The organism is Salinimonas chungwhensis DSM 16280, assembly GCF_000378185.1.
Classification (GTDB): Bacteria; Pseudomonadota; Gammaproteobacteria; order Enterobacterales; family Alteromonadaceae; genus Alteromonas; species Alteromonas chungwhensis.
Genome location: NZ_KB899381.1, coordinates 91,665 through 110,226 on the forward strand (window position 1 = coordinate 91,665; position 18,562 = coordinate 110,226).

Genomic DNA, 18,562 nt, shown 5'->3' on the forward strand with positions numbered 1-18,562 from the left:
CCCGGTCAGACTAATGATAGCTGAGGGTAACCGCCTGCTCTCCCAGACATTGCTTCAAATCGTGCAACAACTGGTCCTCGGGAGTGATATACCACTGGGCGCCACATGTCAGCACTGCTTCGGCATCCGGATGCAATACATGTAACTCAACCGGGCAACTGCCACCATTGAATTGCTGTAAAATATCTTGCAAGGCTGTCAGCTTATCTTCCTGCCATTGCTGTGCATCAATTTGCAGTGAAAGTGCCCGCGCGTTTCGTTCCCGCGCCTGCACAATATCCATAGCGTCCCGGGCCGTGATTGTATTGCCCCCGGAGAAATCATCAAAGCTGACCTGTCCTTTTATCAGCAAAATTCTGTCTGTTTCCAGAATACTTTCAAACTGCTCGTACATATCCGGAAAAAAACGGACGTCCATTCTGGCACTTTTATCGTCCAGTGTCACAATCGCCCAGCGCCGTCCGCGTTTATTTGTTAACACCCTAACACTCAGCACAAGGCCCACCGCTGACGCCAGGTGTTCTTTACCCGTGGGTTTAAGATCCACCAGTCTGCCGTCTGTATAGTGTCGAATCTCCCGGGCGTACTGATTGATGGGATGCCCGGTAAGATACAACCCGAGGGTGTCTTTTTCACCTTCAAGCCAGACTTTTTCAGGCCATTGCGGCACATCGGCAAATGCCTGTTCAACCTCTTCTGGTTCTGTAGTAAGCAGGCCGAACATATCTGACTGGCCAAAAGATTCTGCTTTTGCATGCTGACCGGCCGCGGCGATAGCTTCAGGCAAACTTGCCATCAAAGCGGCACGGTGCGGTCCCAGATTATCTAAAGCACCAGCCTGAACCAGCTTTTCCAGTACACGTTTGTTTACGCGTTTGATATCCACTTTAGCACAAAAATCAAACAGATCGGAAAATTTGCCATGCTGTTCCCGCGCCTCGATAATCGCTTCAATGGGACCTTCTCCCACCCCTTTGATGGCGCCGATCCCATAAACAATGCGCCCTTTTTCATCGACGGTAAACTTGTACCGGCCAGCATTAAGATCTGGAGGCAAAATTTCCAGTCCCATGCGCTGACACTCATCCACCAACGTTACAATCTTGTCGGTATTGTCCATATCTGCCGACATAACCGCTGCCATAAACTCAGCTGGATAATGTGCCTTTAGCCACAATGTCTGATAAGACACCAGTGCATAAGCAGCAGAGTGCGATTTGTTAAACCCGTAGCCGGCGAATTTTTCAACCAGGTCGAATATCTTCATTGCCAGATCAGGATCAATATTATTGCGTTTTGACCCTTCGGCAAACACCGCACGCTGCTTGGCCATTTCTTCCGGTTTTTTCTTACCCATCGCACGGCGCAACAGGTCAGCTTCACCTAACGAATAGCCAGCCATTTCCTGGGCAATCTGCATAACCTGTTCCTGGTACAGGATAATACCGTAAGTTGGCTCAAGAATGGGTTTGAGACAGTCGTGTTGATAATCAGCATCCGGAAACGAAATTTCTTCGCGTCCATGCTTTCGATCAATAAAGTTATCAACCATGCCAGATTGCAGCGGCCCGGGCCGGAACAGGGCTACCAGAGCGATGATATCTTCAAAGCAATCCGGTTTGAGCCGTTTAATAAGCTCTTTCATGCCTCGGGATTCAAGCTGGAACACCGCAGTACTTTCTGCCTTTTGCAACATACGAAAGCTACGAGCGTCTTCTAAAGGAATCGCGGTGATGTCGATTTTCTCACCCTTTCCTTCTTCAATCATGTCGATAGCCCACTGGATAATGGTCAGTGTGCGCAGGCCCAGAAAGTCAAACTTTACCAGCCCAGCGGTTTCCACATCGTTTTTATCAAACTGGGTAACCGGATTCTTGCCCTCATCATCGCAGTAAAGCGGGGCAAAATCAGTAATTGTGGTCGGGGCGATGACAACGCCACCAGCATGTTTGCCGGCATTGCGGGTCACCCCTTCTAAGATCCTCGCCATATCGATAAGATCTTTTACTTCCTCATCGTCATCATACAGCTCAGGTAAGCGTGGCTCAGCTTCAAATGCTTTGCCCAGGGTCATGCCTGGATCAGAAGGTATCAGTTTGGAAATACGGTCGACAAAGCCGTATGGATGGCCCAACACCCTTCCCACATCCCGCACCACTGCTTTAGCTGCCATAGTACCGAAAGTAATAATCTGTGAAACTGCCTGGCGGCCATATAATTCGGCGACATGTTCGATAACTTCATCGCGCCGATCCATGCAAAAATCAACATCAAAATCGGGCATGGAGACCCGCTCCGGGTTCAAAAACCGTTCGAAGAGCAAATCAAATTCTAGTGGGTCCAGATCGGTAATTTTAAGGGCATAAGCAACCAGCGACCCCGCGCCTGAGCCGCGACCAGGTCCTACCGGTATATTGTTGTCCTTACTCCACTGGATAAATTCCATTACGATGAGAAAGTACCCGGGGAATCCCATCTGATTGATAACGCCTAACTCAATGTCCAGTCGCTCATCGTAGGCTGGCCGCTGCTGCGCTCTTTGTACTTCATCGGGAAACAAAAAAGCCAGACGCTCTTCTAACCCCTCACGGGAGACCTTTACCAGAAAGTCTTCAGTGGTCATGCCGCCGGTGGGAAATTGCGGCAGGAAGTATTCATTCAGCCGAACCGTAACATTGCACCGCTTAGCAATTTCTACAGTATTTTCAATCGCTTCAGGGATATCACTGAATAACTCGACCATTTCTTCTGCAGAGCGAAGATACTGCTGTTCACTGTACTTTTTAGGCCGGCGTACATCCTCAAGGGTATATCCATCGTGGATCGCAACGCGAATTTCATGGGCATCAAAGCCTTCTGAACTGACAAAACAGACTTCGTTGGTCGCCACTACCGGTAAACCGACGTGGTCGGCCAAATCAACGGCGCGATGCAAATAGTCCTCTTCGCCCGGCCGGCCGGTGCGAAGTAACTCCAGGTAAAACCGATCCGGAAAGTGAGTTTGATAAAAGTCCAGTGAAGCATCCAGCAGGGCCTGATTGTTTTTTGTCAGGGCGACACCTACATCACCGGCCTGGGCCCCGGAAAGTACGATAACACCCTCAGCATGCTCTGCCAGCCAGCTTTGATCAATCACCGCCCGGTGAGCAATATGACCTCGCAAATAAGCTTTTGAAATCAGGATGGTTATATTTTTATAACCCTCGTTATTCATTGCCAGCAACGTCAGCCTGAAAGGTGTATCACCAAATGCTTCATTAGTGACCCAAAAATCAGTGCCTATTACGGGCTTTATCCCGCGGGCGTGACACTCTGAATAGAATTTCACCAGACCACACATATTCATCTGATCAGTCAGTGCCACAGCCGGCATATTCATATCCGACACTTTTTCCAATAACGGTTTAACCTTATTCAGGCCATCCATCATTGAATAATCGCTATGTACACGAAGGTGAATAAAGGGCGATGTCATAAAACCTACTTATAAACTGATTAGGACTTTAACGCGGCCTGTACCGGCCGAAAGCTTTTGCGATGGCACGCCAGAGGCCCGTATTCGGCCAATGCTGCAAAATGTGCCTTGGTAGGATACCCCTTGTGCGCGGCGAAACCGTACTGCGGGTACGCCCGGTCAAGGGCTACCATGTCATCATCCCGTTCAACCTTGGCAAGAATTGAAGCTGCGGATATTTGCGCATACATAGTGTCACCTTTGACCACGGCCTCGGACGGATAGTGCCATGCTGGTAAGCGATTGCCATCTACATAAACAAAATCAGGTTCAATATGCAGCCCTTCTACAGCCCGGTGCATTGCTAGCATTGTCGCCTGAAGAATATTAATCGCATCAATTTCTTCAGACGAGGCTCGGCCAATGGACCAGGCCAGTGACCGCGCTTTAATTAGCGCGGCAAAATGTTCGCGTTTTTTTGCACTGAGTTTTTTTGAATCTGTAAGACCTTCAATCGGCTGGTCAGGATCTAAAATCACAGCGGCAGTAACAACATCTCCCACCAAAGGTCCGCGTCCGACTTCATCGACTCCGGCAATATATTCAGGCATCAATAAGGTCCAGTATGGCAGATGCAGATTGTTTATCCGCGTCTTGCTTTAATGTTTCATGTAATTCACAGAATGTTTTTATCAGTGCCCGGTTATCGTTTTTTAAAAGCGCCAGTAGGTGCTCACTCAGGGTATGAGGATTTACATCTTCCTGTAGCAATTCCGGCACGATTTGACGACCGGCTAATAAGTTAGGTAATGCGAAAAACGGGGCTTTATACAGATACTGCATAATCTTGTGAGTCAGTGGAGAAAGCTTATATGCGGTAACCATGGGGCTCTTACATAGCATTGCTTCGAGGGTCGCAGTACCAGAGGCAAGCAGCACTGCATCACTGGCTATCATCGCATCCCGCGCATTTGCGTGGGTTAGTGTGATCTGAGCACGCTCAAGCCCAGCCGGCAAATGCTCATCAAGATAATCGCTGATATCTTTGTATCGATGCTTGTTGGCCGCGGGAATGACAAACCTGCAATCAGGGATCTGAGTGGAAACCATCACCATAGTTTCCACAAAAATGGGTAACAGTGTTTTTATTTCACCGTTACGGCTGCCTGGTAATACCGCCAGAACCGTGCCTTCCTGCGCTAAGCCAAGACTGGTTCTTGCCAGACTTCGGTCTGGTGAAAGTGCAATCGCATCAGCCAGAGTATGGCCTACAAAACGATAAGGCACGTTATATTTGGCATAAACCTGCGCTTCAAACGGGAACAAACCAAGTACGCAATCTGCAGCTTTTGCAATCTTATGTATCCGGCTTTCGCGCCATGCCCAAATTGTCGGACTGACATAGTGAACTGTTTTAATCCCTGCGCGTTTAAGCTCAGTTTCTACCCGCAAATTGAAATCAGGGGCATCGACACCGATAAAGATATCCGGTGGGTTTTGTTTAAAATGCGCCACCAGTGATTTTTTGATTTTCAGGATAGCAGGCAAGTGCCCCAGCACTTCCACCAGTCCCATGACCGATAAGGTTTCCATGTCAAACAGTGAGTGACAACCAGCGGCAAGCATATTGTCACCGCCGATACCCTCAATAATTGCATCAGGATGACGACGCTTAAGCTCCGCTATCATGCCGGCCGCTAATACATCGCCTGAGGGCTCCCCTGCCACTACACCAATTCTAAGCGGTCGGTCATCACTCATCTAGCGGATAATTCCACGTTCAGCATGCTCTAAAAATTCAACCAGAGTAGCAACTTCCGGCGTTTCTTTAGCACTGTCACTAAGCTTTTCAATGGCTTCTTCTATGGTGTTATTAGCACGATAAATAGTACGATATGCGCGCTTTATAGCCATAATGGCATCTGAGCTAAAACCGCGGCGGCGCAACCCTTCAGAATTGATACCCGCCGGGACATTTTTCTGCCCATTGACCATCACGTAGGGCGGTACATCGCGAAGCACAATGGCCCCGGCACCAACAAAAGCATGGTCTCCCACTTTGCCGAACTGATGGATAGCAGCGCCACCACCAAAGATAACAAAATCACCAAGATGGACATGGCCCGCTAACGAAACATTATTTGCCAGAATGACATTGTCGCCTAACACACAATCATGGGCGACGTGGGCATTTACCATAAGCAGATTGTAAGAGCCCAGGATCGTAATACCGTCATCCTGTACCGTTCCACGATGTACGGTGCTACCTTCACGAAATACATTATGGTCACCAATGACAAGCTCTGTGGGTTCTCCGGCATATTTTTTGTCCTGACAGTCCTCGCCGATGGAACAAAACTGGAAAAAGCGATTGGCCTTACCAATTTTACTCGGTCCTTTTATTACCACATGGCTTTCCAGGATACAGTCATCACCCAGCTCTACGTTGTCTCCAACGTAGCAGAACGGGCCGATTTTGACATTGTTGCCAATTTTAGCGGTGTCTGAAATGACGGCAGTAGAATGAATCACGTTATACGATCTCTCTGATTGCACACATAAATTCGGCGACACAAGCGTTCTCACCATCCACGCTCGCGGTACCCTTAAATTTCCAAATTCCTCTGCGCTCTTTAATTAGACTTACATCAAAATCCAAGCGATCCCCTGGTACCACCGGCCGTTTGAATCGCGCACAGTCGATGCCAGCGTAAAGATAAAGTTTGTCCGACTTACCCATGGTTTTAAAACCGAGTACACCTGCCGCCTGCGCCATCGCTTCCAGAATCATCACGCCAGGAAATATTGGCCGATCCGGAAAATGCCCGGTAAAGCAGGGTTCATTCATGGTGATATTTTTATAAGCTTTGATGGATTCACCAATTTTATAATCAGTAACTCTGTCTACCAATAAAAATGGGTATCGATGGGGAAGTAATTCAAGAATTTCCTGAATATCAATTGTATTAAGTGAGTTGGCCAAAAGTCTCTCCTATGCCATTGACCGCTGCTATCTTTTGTCGGCGCAGGCGGTATGCTGTCGTCGCCTACCTTTCGGATAATAGTCGCTTATGCCCTGTTAAATCTCAAGTACACGATTCATCAAGATAGATAAGCGTTATTATACCGGCTCGCAGCGACACTATTTTCATTGATATTGAATGGGTGTAGCAATCGCCGGAAGGTTGACTGACTGGAATTTGAAATCGGCGGCAACCATACGCTTTTTAACGCAAAAAACAAGTCAGACCAACACCTGATGCGGGTCGGTCGGACCTGTTTTTTGAAAAATCAACTGTGTCAGCCTCAATGGAGGTAAGTCACTTAGTTGGTTTTTTTAACCTGATTAAGTACCTGCTCAGAAATGTCATACTGTTCTTTAGTGAACGATACCGCATTTGAGGTGAGTACCAGATCAAAGTTGCCTTTATCCGCAACGCCGTCGATGGCTTGTTTGATCAGGCCCAACAGTTTATTACGCTCTTCATTCTGACGACGCTGAATATTCTGCTGCAGTGGCTGGCCTTTCTCTGCAAGTTGCTGACGAACACTCTGAATTTTCTGTTGCAGTTCTTTTTTCTCCTGGTCACTCATGGTGGCCGCATCACGCTGTAAGCGTTCTGCATAGAACTGACCATCTTGCTGAAGTTGATTAACTTCGTCGATCTGGTCTTTAAATTCCATCTGAATGTTATTTGCGATTTCAGCAGCCTGAGGCATTGCCTGAAACACGCTTTGTACATCTACAACGCCGATTTTCTGTTCAGCCATGGCCGAACCGCTAACCAACGCACTGCCTAATATCGCGGTTGCTACAAAATGTTTTGCCAACTGTTTCAAAAGGAGCTCCTTTTTAATTATTTATGAGACGCTGTTATCATTTTTTTAAATTAGAATGTTTGCCCGATATTGAAGGTGAAGAATCTTGCGTCATCGCCTTCACGTTCTTGGATGGCTTTAGAAAAACTAAATACCATTGGGCCCATCGGAGAAATCCATTGTACAGACAAACCAGCCGAACTGCGATACTGCTTCCAGTCAGAATAGTCTATTAACCGGCCTGATCGTTGTAAATTCGCCTGGGTTAAACCTTCGTACCTTGAATAATCAAACTCCGTGTCCCAGACATTACCTACGTCGAAAAATATACTGGTTCTGACTGAGTTATCCATTTCCTCATCGACAAAAGGTGTAGGCACGATAAGCTCCAATCCACCCAGCGCCATGGCGTTCCCGCCAAGCGAGCGTGGTGAAATAGCGATTTGTGCATCCGAAGGGTCGCCCGGATATGTTTCACCATCCGGACCAATCAACCGTCCATTAGTAAATAGCTGGATACCACGAGGACCTACCGTATTATTTTCAAAACCGCGCAAGGTGTCTGCACCACCTGCGGTAAAGTTTTCCGTGAAAGGCAATATCTGTTCATCACCATCTACGTCACCGTAACCATTACCATAGCCAAGGCGCAGACGCGCAAGCACTGACCACTTTTGATTTCTGGATAGTGGGAAATAAAACTTAGTATCAAATACCGTTTTAAAATAATTAACGTCCGAGTTAGGCGTCGTAACACTAAACGTAGCCCGCTGAGAGGAGCCTGCGGTTGGAAATAGTCCTCTATTGAGTGTATTTCGGCTCCAGCTCACACTCGCCAGATAGCTGTCATATTTTATAGGCGCTTCAGGGTCGCCGCCGCGGAATTGATCATAAAACTGTTCGGTCTGCTCATAATAGCCAGTGTTATACAGTTCGACATTTGAATATGTCATACCAAAGTTGATGCGATTGATTTCATCAATGGGGTAACCGACGTTGGCACCCACCGATATCCGCTTTGAATTATACTGAATAACGTTAAAATCAGAGCCATCAAACTCGCTGTATCCGATGGAGCCACCCAAACTGATGCCATCTATAGTAAAAAACGGATCATTGTAGGTGATCTGGGCCGACTTCTGATAAGACACCGTGCTCAGATTTAAGCCAACCCGCTTACCAGTTCCCAAAAAGTTATCCTGCTGAATACCCGCCTGCAAACTCAGTTTTGTTCTGTCGCCATAACCAATACCAGCGTTGAACGAACCAGAAGGCTGCTCTTGTACGTTGAAATCAACGTCAACCTTGTCTTCCTGACCCGGAATCCGAGTGGTTTCAAATTCGACCTCTTTCATATAGGTCAGTCGTGACAACTGATTTTTTGACGATTCAAGCAGATTGTTTGATAACCAGGCACCTTCCATCTGGTTAACATTCTGACGAAGTACATCATCCGCTGTGACTGTATTGCCATTGAAATTAATCCGCCTTACGTAAATACGTTTGCCCGGATCGACAGACAGTGTTAAGTGTACCGTCTTATCTTCATCGTTAATTTCAGGAACCGTGGTTACTTCCGGATAAGCATAACCAAAACGCCCAAGGTATTTCGCGATAAACTCTTCGGTATAAGTCACCTCAGCCTGGTTATAAAGCTCACCTTCGGTCAATGGTAATACTTTCCCAATATATTCCTCATTACCCAGCAAATCACCAACCAGTTCGACCCCGGAAATCGTATACTGCTCGCCTTCTGAAACATTCAAAGCGATATAGATCCCCTCTTTTTCAGGGGTCATGGAAACCTGGGTAGAGTCGATGTTAAATCGTAGATAACCGCGATCAAGATAATGATTTTTTACCGTTTCCATATCACCCTGCAACGTTTGCTGCTGATAACGTGTCTCGGATAAAAAATCCCACCAGGGTGTATCGAACTGAAGCTCCAAATCTTCCATGAGTTCAGAGTCAGTAAACTCCTGATTACCCACGATATTGATTTGACGGATTTCTGCCGCGTCGCCTTCCTCAAAAAGTAATTTTAAGTCAACCCGGTTCCGCGGTAGCGGTGTTACAATCGCCGACACATCCGCGTTATATTTGCCAATACTGTAAAAGAAATCCTTTAAGCCGTTTTCAATAGACGTAAGCACCGTACGATCCAGCGGCTCACCGATTCGAATACCGTTGCCATCCAGACTTTCCTGCAACTGCTCATCTTTAATGTCGTCGTTGCCTTCAAAAATGATGTTACTGATGGTAGGACGTTCGGCAACTTTCACCACCAGTGTATTCCCGTCGCGAAGCACTTCAACACTTTCAAAGTGCGTCGAGGAATAAAGTGAACGAATAGCCTGGGAAACCCGAAATGAATTCAGCCTGTCGCCAACTTCAACCGGTAAATAGGTTAGTGCTGCACCCAGTGCAACACGTTGTAAACCTTCTACACGAATATCTTCGACGACGAATTGGGTCTGTTCTGATGTTGCCGCGTTGGCTAAGCTAGCACTGGAAACAATGACTCCGGCTGCTACTAACTGTCTTAACTTCATCTATTCTTCTTATCCTGCGCCGCGTTGCTTTGATGTATGTCGTTTAGCGCTGCACCCTCTTCAGGCGATGCGGCTAATATCGTTAAAGATGGCGATACCCATTATCATTATCAGTATCAGCCCTCCGATCCTGAATCCCCATTCTTGTGCTGCTTCGGAGACAGGTTTTCCGGTCACTCCCTCAATGGCAAAGTACATTAAATGTCCGCCATCAAGCATGGGAAGAGGGAGCAAATTGATGATGCCTAAATTGACACTGATCAATGCCAGAAAGCTCAGAAAATATACCAGACCATACCCTGCACTGACTCCAGCGCCCTGAGCAATAGAGATAGGCCCACTCAAATTGTTAAGCGCCACATCGCCGGTTAACAATTTACCGACCATTGATACGCTTAGTGTTATTAAGCGCCATGTTTTGTCCCCTGCCCTGACCAGTGCTTCCCCCGGCCCGTACTGATGAACAAAAACATAACCTTCCGGCCAATCTTCAAATTCAGGGCTGACGCCCAGATAACCTGTTTGGCCTTGTTCTGTATCACGTCGGGCGATCGTGGCATTAATCGTACGCGCTTGTCCATCCCGATCCACCGTTAACATTACATTTTCACCCGGCATTTCACCGATTCGGGCAACCACCGATGCCCAACTCTCGATGGGCTCTCCATTCAGGCTGATTAACGTGTCACCTACCTGCAGACCTGCTCGCTTGGCCGGACTTTCGTCGGCCACAACAGCTAACCGAAGTGTGGCATCAGGCCGAAACGGAGTAATCCCCAGGCTGCCTAATGCAGACTCTTTTTCAGGATCAAAGTTCCAGTCAGATATATTTAAGGTTCGCGTTATCGTGCCCTGATCAGCATTTTGTAGTGTTACTGGAACCGAGGTTTTACCAATATACGAAACCAGTTCAAAATTAACCGATTCCCAATCGGCTGTGTCCCGGCTTCCAACTGCAATAATCTGGGCCTGTGTTGGCAAGTTTGCCTCGGCCGCGATAGATGCAGGCGCAACCTCCCCGACGACGGGTTTGACGGTTTGCAGGCCAATCAGATACATCACAAAAAGAGCAAAGATGGCAAATATAAAGTTAACACCCGGCCCGGCAGCGATAATCGCCATGCGCTGAGCGACAGATTTATTGTTAAATGCTTTATCTTTTAGGGTCGGAGAAACGGTATCTACCCGTTCATCCAGCATCCGCACGTAGCCGCCCAGCGGAATGGCTGCAATTACAAACTCAGTCCCTTTCTTATCTTTTCGGCGCCACAATGGCTTGCCAAAACCAATCGAGAAACGCTCCACCTGCACGCCGCATAAACGAGCAACATAAAAATGCCCCCACTCATGGACGGCAACCAGGATACCCAGCGCAATAATAAACGCTCCAAGGCTCCACAAAAATGAAAACACTAGCGTAAACCTCTGATTAATGCTGAAGCTTTATCCCGGGCAAGGGTGTCCTGCTCGAGAATTTGTTGGAGTGTAGAGACCGTGATTGGTTCCAATTGATTCAACGTTTCGCTGTTGACTCTGGCAATATCGGTAAATGCAATTTCTTTGTTCAGAAATGCGGCCACTGCCACTTCATTCGCTGCGTTTAAGCGCGTGGTTGCAGCCTGTCCATCCCGACAGGCGTCGATGGCTAATTGCAAATTAGGGTAGCGATCATGACAGGGCTGGTCGAAGGTCAGTGAGCCTACTGTCATAAAGTCGAGGGCTTCAACGCCGGCATCTACTCGTTCAGGATAGGCTAAACCATAAGCGATTGGCGTACGCATGTCGGGATTCCCCATCTGCGCAATCACTGAGCCATCGACATACTGCACCATCGAGTGGATCGTGCTCTGAGGATGAATAACCACCTTGACCTGATCAGCGGAAGTACCAAACAGCCAGCAGGCTTCAATAAACTCAAGCCCTTTGTTCATCATCGTTGCAGAATCAACCGTAATTTTCCTGCCCATGCTCCAGTTAGGATGACAACAAGCCTCTTCAACTGAAATGTCGGCAAAACTTTCAAGAGGGCGCTCCCTGAACGGGCCACCGGAGCCGGTAAGCAAAATACTGCTGATGCCGGATTGTTCCAGACTTCCATATTTAAAATCCGCCGGCAGACATTGAAAAATAGCGTTATGTTCACTGTCTATAGGGAGGATCGTTGCGTTGCACTGGCGTGCCGCATCCATAAATAATGCCCCTGACATTACCAGAGCTTCTTTATTAGCTAGCATTACCCGCTTGCCGGCTTTCACGGCAGCCAGCGTGGGGAGTAAACCAGCCGCACCAACAATTGCCGCCATAACAGCGTCCACTTCCGGCGCACTGGCTACATGGTCCAGCGCCTGCGCACCGCAAAGAATCTGCGCGGGCACATTCATCGCACTGGCCAGTTCCTGAGCACGGACATAGTGATTTTCATCAGCCACCACTACATAGCGGGCGGAGCATGCTTTGGCCTGACTCATCAGTCGCTCAAGCTGCGTATTACCTGTTACTGCAAAAACACGATATTTATCCGGATGCCGGGCGATCACATCAAGTGTGCTGCAACCTATGGAACCTGTTGCACCCAGTATAGTAATTGTCTGCATTACGCCATCCAGGTTACATAACAGAATGCAAATACCGGGAAGGCCGCGGTGAGGCTATCAATGCGATCAAGTACGCCGCCATGGCCTGGCAGCAGCTTGCCGCTGTCTTTGATACCTGCACAGCGTTTAAGCATGCTTTCATTGAGATCGCCCAACGCGGATACACTAACCGTAATACAGCCAATAAGCACATGTAACCAGATCCGGGATGGCTCGACCTGATAATGCAAGGCAGCAAACGCAATGATTGCAAGAGAGGCTGTAACCCCACCTAATAACCCTTCGAGTGTCTTGCCCGGCGACACATTTGGCCGCAGTTTGTGGCGCCCGAACTTAACACCGACGAAAAAAGCCCCGATATCCGCCGCCCAGACAATACCCAAGACATAAAAAATCAGAGAGGAGCCATAAAATTCATCTACATCATGCAAACTGGTACGTAAGCTAACCACCGCCACCCACGTAGGGATAAGCGTTAATGCACCAAACATGACCCGAATGCCGCGACTATTTCGCCAGACGGAAGAATATTTTGGGTATGCAATAATCATAACCAGCGAAATGATCCACCACACGGCCGCGATCCCCAGGATTACATGGTAAACACCGTGTAATTGCCCCTGGTACCAAATCTCCTGTTCATCAACTATCAGGGACAAGAGCATGCAAACAATAAATGCAGATATCATCAATGCGACTTTCTTAGGTCGCGGATTGATACCTGACATGGCGGCCCATTCGTAAGCGCCCAAACCAATCACCGCAGCGATGGCTATTTGAAACCCCCAGATTGGCAGATAAACAATGGCGTAAAGCGCCAGAGGCGCAAGAATGAGTGCAGTTATTATTCGTTGTTTTAGCATGAGTGGCTATTAAGCTCCTTGATATCAGCCCACCAGCAGGCCATTGTGATGATTAGCTTTGTGGTGTGCTGACCTGTTCGCCGGTAAGACCGAACCGTCGCTGACGGGCCTTAAAATCATCTACCGCCGTCTGAAATACTGCCTCGTTAAAATCAGGCCAGAGAACATCAGTAAAATATAATTCTGCGTAAGCACACTGCCATAATAAAAAATTACTAATGCGACTTTCTCCGCCCGTCCGGATTAACAAATCCAGTTCAGGTAGATCAGCCATACAGATGTACTCACCAAATTTTGTTTCGTCTATAGCGTCCAGTGCCTGTCTGCCTGACATTACATCCTGAGCCATTTTTCGGGCTGCATGCGTAATATCCCAGCGACCGCCATAATTTGCCGCAATATTTAACACCAGCGCGCTATTACCTTCCGTCATCACTTCGGCTTTTTGAATCTTCGCTCTAAGCTTATCATCAAACGCTGAGGTATCACCGATGACCTTTAGACGAACGTCATTTTTATGTAGCCGTTTCACTTCATTGTTCAACACAAAGTTGAACAGTTCCATTAATACGCTGACTTCTTCTTCAGGTCGTTTCCAGTTTTCGCTGCTAAAGGCAAAAAGGGTCAACGACTCAATTCCCGATTCACGGGCAAAGCGTACCACTGAACGAACAGATTCGACACCGGCCTTATGACCAAACGTACGAATCTTACCTTTTTTCTGTGCCCAGCGGCCGTTACCATCCATGATGATAGCGACATGACGCGGCCCGGCTACTTCAGGCAGGACCGCCTCAGTCTGGGCGGTTTTTGACCGCTTTGATAACATGAGAACGCTTAGACTTCCATTAACTCTTTTTCTTTATCCGCCAGCATCTCATCAACTTTCTTGACATAGTCATTGGTCAGAGACTGAATGTTTTCTTCTGCGGCGCGGCTCTCATCTTCACTGATTTCTTTTTCTTTCATCAATTCTTTGATGTCGCTGTTCGCGTCACGGCGAATATTGCGAATGGCTACCCGGCCTTGCTCAGCTTCGCTGCGGACAACTTTGATAAGATCTTTACGGCGCTCTTCAGTAAGTGCGGGCATTGGGATACGAATCGTAGTACCTGCACTCATGGGATTTAAGCCCAGATCAGACTGCATAATAGCTTTTTCAACTGCTTGTGTTGCGCTTTTATCAAACACCGTCAGCGCGAGTGTCCGGCTGTCTTCTGCAACCACATTGGCAATCTGCTTTAACGGCGTATCAGTACCGTAATAAGGCACCATGATTCCATCAAGTAACGCTGGATGCGCGCGGCCGGTGCGGATTTTACTTAACTGGCTTTTTAGCGCACTGATGCTTTTTACCATACGCTCACGCGCATCTTTTTCAATTTCATCAATCACGATTATTTCCTATTATTTACTTTATAGTTTATCGGCGTGGTCAATTAACGTGCCCTCCGAGGACCCCATTACCACGGCTTTGAGACAACCAGGTTTGTTCATGTTAAATACACGGATTGGCAGACCGTGATCACGGGCCAGCGTAAACGCTGACAAATCCATGACTTTAAGTTCTTTTTCAAGCACTTCCTGATAGGTGAGTTTTGGATATAACTGCGCATCAGGATTTTTCACCGGATCATCGTCAAAAACGCCATCAACTTTGGTGGCTTTTAACACCGCATCAGCCTCAATTTCAATGCCTCGTAAACAGGCCGCTGAATCAGTAGTGAAAAACGGGTTACCGGTACCGGCTGAGAAAATAACCACACGTCCCGATTTCAGTAAGCTGATAGCTTCTGCCCAATTATATGCATCGCACACACCGTTTAGCGGAATCGCTGACATCAGCCGGGCATTTACAAACGCCCGGTGAAGCGCATCACGCATTGCCAGACCATTCATTACGGTAGCCAGCATGCCCATGTGATCACCCACTACGCGGTTCATTCCGGCTTTAGCCAGGCCTTCGCCACGAAACAGGTTGCCACCACCGATTACCAGGCCAACCTGAACGCCCAGCTCAACAAGCTCTTTGATTTCCTGGGCCATTCTGTCCAGCACTTTCGGATCGATACCGAAGCCTTCTGACCCCATCAGGGCTTCTCCGCTGAGTTTTAACAAAATGCGACGATAGGCTGATTTTGGTGTGATACTCATTGTGTGATATGTCCTCGTGAACTCGGCTTGTCAGATTTCTCGTGCCGTTGATGTGTATACAACCAACCTGCAAGAAATGGGACAAAACGACTAAAACGCTACTTATGATGTCCAAATAAGGCGGGTAACGCCTGGTAATTTGTATTATTCACTTATAAAAAAGCACCTCCGAAGAGGTGCCAGTAGTGTATCTGACTATTGCGCCAGGCAAAAGTAGATGGCCCTAATTATTTCTTAGCGGCTTCCATTTGCGCGGCAACTTCAGCAGCAAAATCTTCAGATTTCTTCTCGATACCTTCACCTACTTCAAAGCGAATGAAGTTGATAGCATCGGCATTGTTGCTTTTCAGCAACTCGCCAACAGTTACAGAAGGATCTTTAACAAACGGCTGACCTGTCAGGCTGATTTCACCAGTGAATTTCTTCATACGACCAGCAACCATTTTTTCAGCAATATCAGCGGGCTTGCCAGACTGCATCGCGATTTCAATCTGAATAGCTTTTTCTTTTTCAACTACTTCAGCTGGTACGTCTTCTGGCTTGGTGTACTGCGGGCTTGCTGCAGCAACATGCATCGCCACATCTTTCGCCAGCTCTTCATCACCGCCTTCCAGCAGGCTGATAACGCCGATACGGCCGCCATGTACATAACCACCCAGCGTATCACCTTCAACAGTAATTACGCGGCGAGGTGAGATGTTTTCACCGATTTTTGAAACCAGGGCTTCACGTACTGAACTGATTTTTTCGCCATTAACTTCTGCGTCGTTCAAAGCCTCAATATCGCTAATCGCTTTTTCATGAGCAACGTTCAGAATTTCATTACCGAATTTCAGGAAACCTTCATCACGGGCGACAAAATCAGTTTCGCAGTTCAGCTCAAGCATGGTTGCACGATTACCGTCAACCTTTGTCAAAATCACGCCTTCAGCGGCGATACGACCTGCTTTTTTCGCAGCTTTAGCCTGACCAGACTTACGCATGTTTTCGATTGCCAGCTCGATATCACCGTCGGTTTCAACCAGCGCTTTTTTACAATCCATCATGCCCGCGCCTGTGCGTTCACGTAGTTCTTTAACTAGTGCTGCAGTCACTGCCATTTTTCAATTCCTCAGCATTAATATTTTAAATAGATATAAGGGGCATCTGCCCCTTAACAGTATTTGTTCGAAACAAGGACCGCATCGTGAGTATTCATAACACGGTCAAAAGTACTGCTGCGATTACTCGGCCGCTTCTACGAAGTCGTCCTGCTCAGCCTGTACTTCCAGGTTGCTATTGCGACCTGCGTTTACAGCGTCAGACGCTGCTTCCAGATAAAGGTGAATCGCACGGATGGCATCATCATTACCAGGGATTACATAATCAACGCCGTCAGGATTAGAGTTAGTATCTACTACACCAACTACAGGGATACCCAGGTTACGTGCTTCAGTAACTGCGATATGCTCGTGGTCAGCATCAATAACAAAGATCGCATCTGGAAGACCGCCCATGTTTTTGATTCCGCCCAGGCTATTTTCAAGCTTGGCCATTTCACGCTCAAGCATCAGCGCTTCTTTTTTGGTCAGCTTTTCAAACGTCCCGTCCTGACTTTTTTGCTCAAGGTCTTTAAGACGCTTGATTGACTGACGAACTGTTTTCCAGTTAGTCAGCATACCGCCCAACCAACGCTTATTCACATAAAACTGGTCGCATTTAACAGCAGCTTCTTTTACAGCATCACCTGCGGCACGTTTAGTACCAACAAAAAGGATTTTTCCTTTTTTACCCGCAACACCTGACAAGTAGTTCATCGCTTCATTGAAAAGCGGAACGGTTTTCTCAAGATTGATGATATGTACTTTATTACGAGCACCAAAGATGTAAGGCTTCATCTTTGGGTTCCAGTAACGGGTTTGGTGACCGAAGTGAACACCTGCTTTAAGCATGTCACGCATTGAAACATTAGCCATGATTTTTTCCTCTATATTGGGGTTAGGCCTCCATATACCCCTTGTATCGATCCAGCGAGCTGGACACCCCGATAATCAAGTGTCGGTATATGTGTGTTATTGATAAAATTCGTACCTGGATTTGCCGCCAAATCTTAATTTTTAGACGAACTCAAAAAACAGGCGGGCGCTTTATACCATGATGCCCCTGCCAACTCAAGAATTTCGTTCGATATGCTTCCCTGATAATGGTCTGCAAACTATACACCACGGGTCTAACCCGTTAGTATAGGCATACGACTATGCTTGATAAGTTGACACTTCGTACTTATCTAGCTTTTATCTTTAACCGATTAATTGAGGAATCCGGTGGCTGCAACAATTAAAACCGCGGAAGAAATCGAAAAAATGCGCGTAGCCGGTAAACTGGCTTCTGATGTTCTGACTATGATTACTCCTTATGTAAAAAAAGGGGTAACAACAGATGAATTAAATACTATTTGCCATGACTACATTGTTAACGAGCAGGGCGCTACACCTGCTCCGCTTAACTATGGTGAACCGCCTTTCCCGAAATCAATATGCACGTCGGTAAATCATTGCATCTGTCACGGCATTCCATCAGATAAAAAGCTGAAAGACGGCGATATTCTTAATATTGATGTAACGGTCATTAAAGATGGCTACCATGGTGACACATCGAAGATGTTCATTGTTGGCAAACCGTCTATCTTGGCAGAACGTCTTGTGCGTGTAACGCAGGAATGCTTATACAACGCCATCAAGGAAGTTAAGCCTGGTATGCGTTTAGGCGATATCGGCCACCTTTGCCAAACCCATGCTGAATCGCATAATTATTCGATTGTACGTGAGTTTTGTGGTCACGGCATTGGCGCCAGCTTTCACGAGGAGCCGCAGATTGTCCATTACGGTACACCAGGAACAGGTGAGGAGTTAGTTCCCGGAATGTGCTTCACTATTGAGCCCATGGTTAATGCTGGTAAACGTTATTCAAAAATACTGCCTGACCAGTGGACGGTAGTGACTAAAGATCGCAGTTTAAGTGCGCAATGGGAACATACCCTACTGGTGACCGAAACAGGTGTTGAAGTGCTCACACTGCGCGAAGAAGAAGATTTGCCACGCGTGATCAATCACGGGTAAAAGGCTGGCAGCACTGACGCCGACTTTT

16 protein-coding genes are annotated in these 18,562 nt (G+C 47.3%); 1 reads left to right on the top strand and 15 read right to left on the bottom strand.

Features of this window, described 5'->3' with window-relative positions; translation table 11 throughout:
• Positions 1-10: 10 nt before the first annotated feature.
• The 15 genes from dnaE to rpsB all read right to left on the bottom strand — a co-directional run bounded on the left by dnaE (position 11) and on the right by rpsB (position 17,391).
• The gene (gene dnaE / locus F458_RS0110995) at positions 11-3,475 is read right to left on the bottom strand and encodes a DNA polymerase III subunit alpha (RefSeq protein ID WP_026294628.1); all 3,465 of its coding nucleotides are present in this window, start codon (positions 3,473-3,475) and stop codon (positions 11-13) included.
• Positions 3,476-3,495: 20 nt separating this feature from the next.
• Positions 3,496-4,065 (bottom strand): ribonuclease HII, encoded by a 570-nt coding sequence (rnhB, locus tag F458_RS0111000; RefSeq protein ID WP_018983477.1) that lies wholly within the window; start codon positions 4,063-4,065, stop codon positions 3,496-3,498.
• Positions 4,058-5,215: a lipid-A-disaccharide synthase gene (gene lpxB / locus F458_RS0111005; protein WP_018983478.1), complete on the bottom strand. Its 1,158-nt coding sequence runs from the start codon at positions 5,213-5,215 to the stop codon at positions 4,058-4,060. The genes rnhB and lpxB overlap by 8 nt, the downstream gene beginning before the upstream one ends.
• Complete coding sequence (lpxA, locus tag F458_RS0111010) at positions 5,216-5,986, bottom strand: acyl-ACP--UDP-N-acetylglucosamine O-acyltransferase (protein WP_018983479.1); 771 nt, start codon at positions 5,984-5,986, stop codon at positions 5,216-5,218. It abuts the gene before it with no gap.
• Position 5,987: 1 nt separating this feature from the next.
• Positions 5,988-6,437 (bottom strand): 3-hydroxyacyl-ACP dehydratase FabZ, encoded by a 450-nt coding sequence (fabZ, locus tag F458_RS0111015; protein WP_018983480.1) that lies wholly within the window; start codon positions 6,435-6,437, stop codon positions 5,988-5,990.
• Between the two features lie 341 nt (positions 6,438-6,778).
• A complete protein-coding gene (locus F458_RS0111020; RefSeq protein WP_018983481.1) occupies positions 6,779-7,294 on the bottom strand; it encodes an OmpH family outer membrane protein in 516 nt (171 codons plus the stop codon).
• Positions 7,295-7,344: 50 nt separating this feature from the next.
• A complete protein-coding gene (gene bamA, locus F458_RS0111025) occupies positions 7,345-9,825 on the bottom strand; it encodes an outer membrane protein assembly factor BamA (protein WP_018983482.1) in 2,481 nt (826 codons plus the stop codon).
• A 60-nt stretch (positions 9,826-9,885) separates the two neighbouring features.
• Entirely contained in the window at positions 9,886-11,238 is a 1,353-nt protein-coding gene (rseP, locus tag F458_RS0111030; protein ID WP_018983483.1) for a sigma E protease regulator RseP, read from the bottom strand.
• A complete protein-coding gene (gene ispC / locus F458_RS0111035; protein ID WP_018983484.1) occupies positions 11,238-12,419 on the bottom strand; it encodes a 1-deoxy-D-xylulose-5-phosphate reductoisomerase in 1,182 nt (393 codons plus the stop codon). The genes rseP and ispC overlap by 1 nt, the downstream gene beginning before the upstream one ends.
• Complete coding sequence (locus F458_RS0111040; RefSeq protein WP_018983485.1) at positions 12,419-13,282, bottom strand: phosphatidate cytidylyltransferase; 864 nt, start codon at positions 13,280-13,282, stop codon at positions 12,419-12,421. The genes ispC and F458_RS0111040 overlap by 1 nt, the downstream gene beginning before the upstream one ends.
• 52 nt (positions 13,283-13,334) lie before the next feature.
• Entirely contained in the window at positions 13,335-14,111 is a 777-nt protein-coding gene (uppS, locus tag F458_RS0111045; RefSeq protein ID WP_018983486.1) for a polyprenyl diphosphate synthase, read from the bottom strand.
• A gap of 8 nt (positions 14,112-14,119) precedes the next feature.
• Entirely contained in the window at positions 14,120-14,677 is a 558-nt protein-coding gene (gene frr / locus F458_RS0111050) for a ribosome recycling factor (protein ID WP_018983487.1), read from the bottom strand.
• A 21-nt stretch (positions 14,678-14,698) separates the two neighbouring features.
• Positions 14,699-15,436 carry a UMP kinase gene (pyrH, locus tag F458_RS0111055; RefSeq protein ID WP_018983488.1) on the bottom strand — a complete coding sequence of 246 codons (738 nt, stop codon included), beginning with the start codon at positions 15,434-15,436 and terminating at the stop codon, positions 14,699-14,701.
• A 227-nt stretch (positions 15,437-15,663) separates the two neighbouring features.
• Positions 15,664-16,536, bottom strand: a complete 873-nt coding sequence (tsf, locus tag F458_RS0111060) for a translation elongation factor Ts (protein ID WP_018983489.1) — start codon at positions 16,534-16,536, stop codon at positions 15,664-15,666.
• Positions 16,537-16,659: 123 nt separating this feature from the next.
• The gene (gene rpsB / locus F458_RS0111065) at positions 16,660-17,391 is read right to left on the bottom strand and encodes a 30S ribosomal protein S2 (protein ID WP_018983490.1); all 732 of its coding nucleotides are present in this window, start codon (positions 17,389-17,391) and stop codon (positions 16,660-16,662) included.
• Positions 17,392-17,739: 348 nt separating this feature from the next.
• Between rpsB and map the strand changes: the two genes are divergently transcribed.
• Positions 17,740-18,534 carry a type I methionyl aminopeptidase gene (gene map, locus F458_RS0111070; RefSeq protein ID WP_018983491.1) on the top strand — a complete coding sequence of 265 codons (795 nt, stop codon included), beginning with the start codon at positions 17,740-17,742 and terminating at the stop codon, positions 18,532-18,534.
• Positions 18,535-18,562 lie beyond the last annotated feature (28 nt).

Coding starts and splice junctions, on each gene's coding strand:
- pyrH (WP_018983488.1), bottom strand. CDS start 15,436: ATGAGTATCACACCAAAATCAGCCTATCGTCGCATTTTGTTAAAACTC.
- rnhB (WP_018983477.1), bottom strand. CDS start 4,065: ATGCCTGAATATATTGCCGGAGTCGATGAAGTCGGACGCGGACCTTTG.
- bamA (WP_018983482.1), bottom strand. CDS start 9,825: ATGAAGTTAAGACAGTTAGTAGCAGCCGGAGTCATTGTTTCCAGTGCT.
- tsf (WP_018983489.1), bottom strand. CDS start 16,536: ATGGCAGTGACTGCAGCACTAGTTAAAGAACTACGTGAACGCACAGGC.
- dnaE (WP_026294628.1), bottom strand. CDS start 3,475: ATGACATCGCCCTTTATTCACCTTCGTGTACATAGCGATTATTCAATG.
- uppS (WP_018983486.1), bottom strand. CDS start 14,111: ATGTTATCAAAGCGGTCAAAAACCGCCCAGACTGAGGCGGTCCTGCCT.
- rpsB (WP_018983490.1), bottom strand. CDS start 17,391: ATGGCTAATGTTTCAATGCGTGACATGCTTAAAGCAGGTGTTCACTTC.
- ispC (WP_018983484.1), bottom strand. CDS start 12,419: ATGCAGACAATTACTATACTGGGTGCAACAGGTTCCATAGGTTGCAGC.
- F458_RS0111040 (WP_018983485.1), bottom strand. CDS start 13,282: ATGCTAAAACAACGAATAATAACTGCACTCATTCTTGCGCCTCTGGCG.
- lpxB (WP_018983478.1), bottom strand. CDS start 5,215: ATGAGTGATGACCGACCGCTTAGAATTGGTGTAGTGGCAGGGGAGCCC.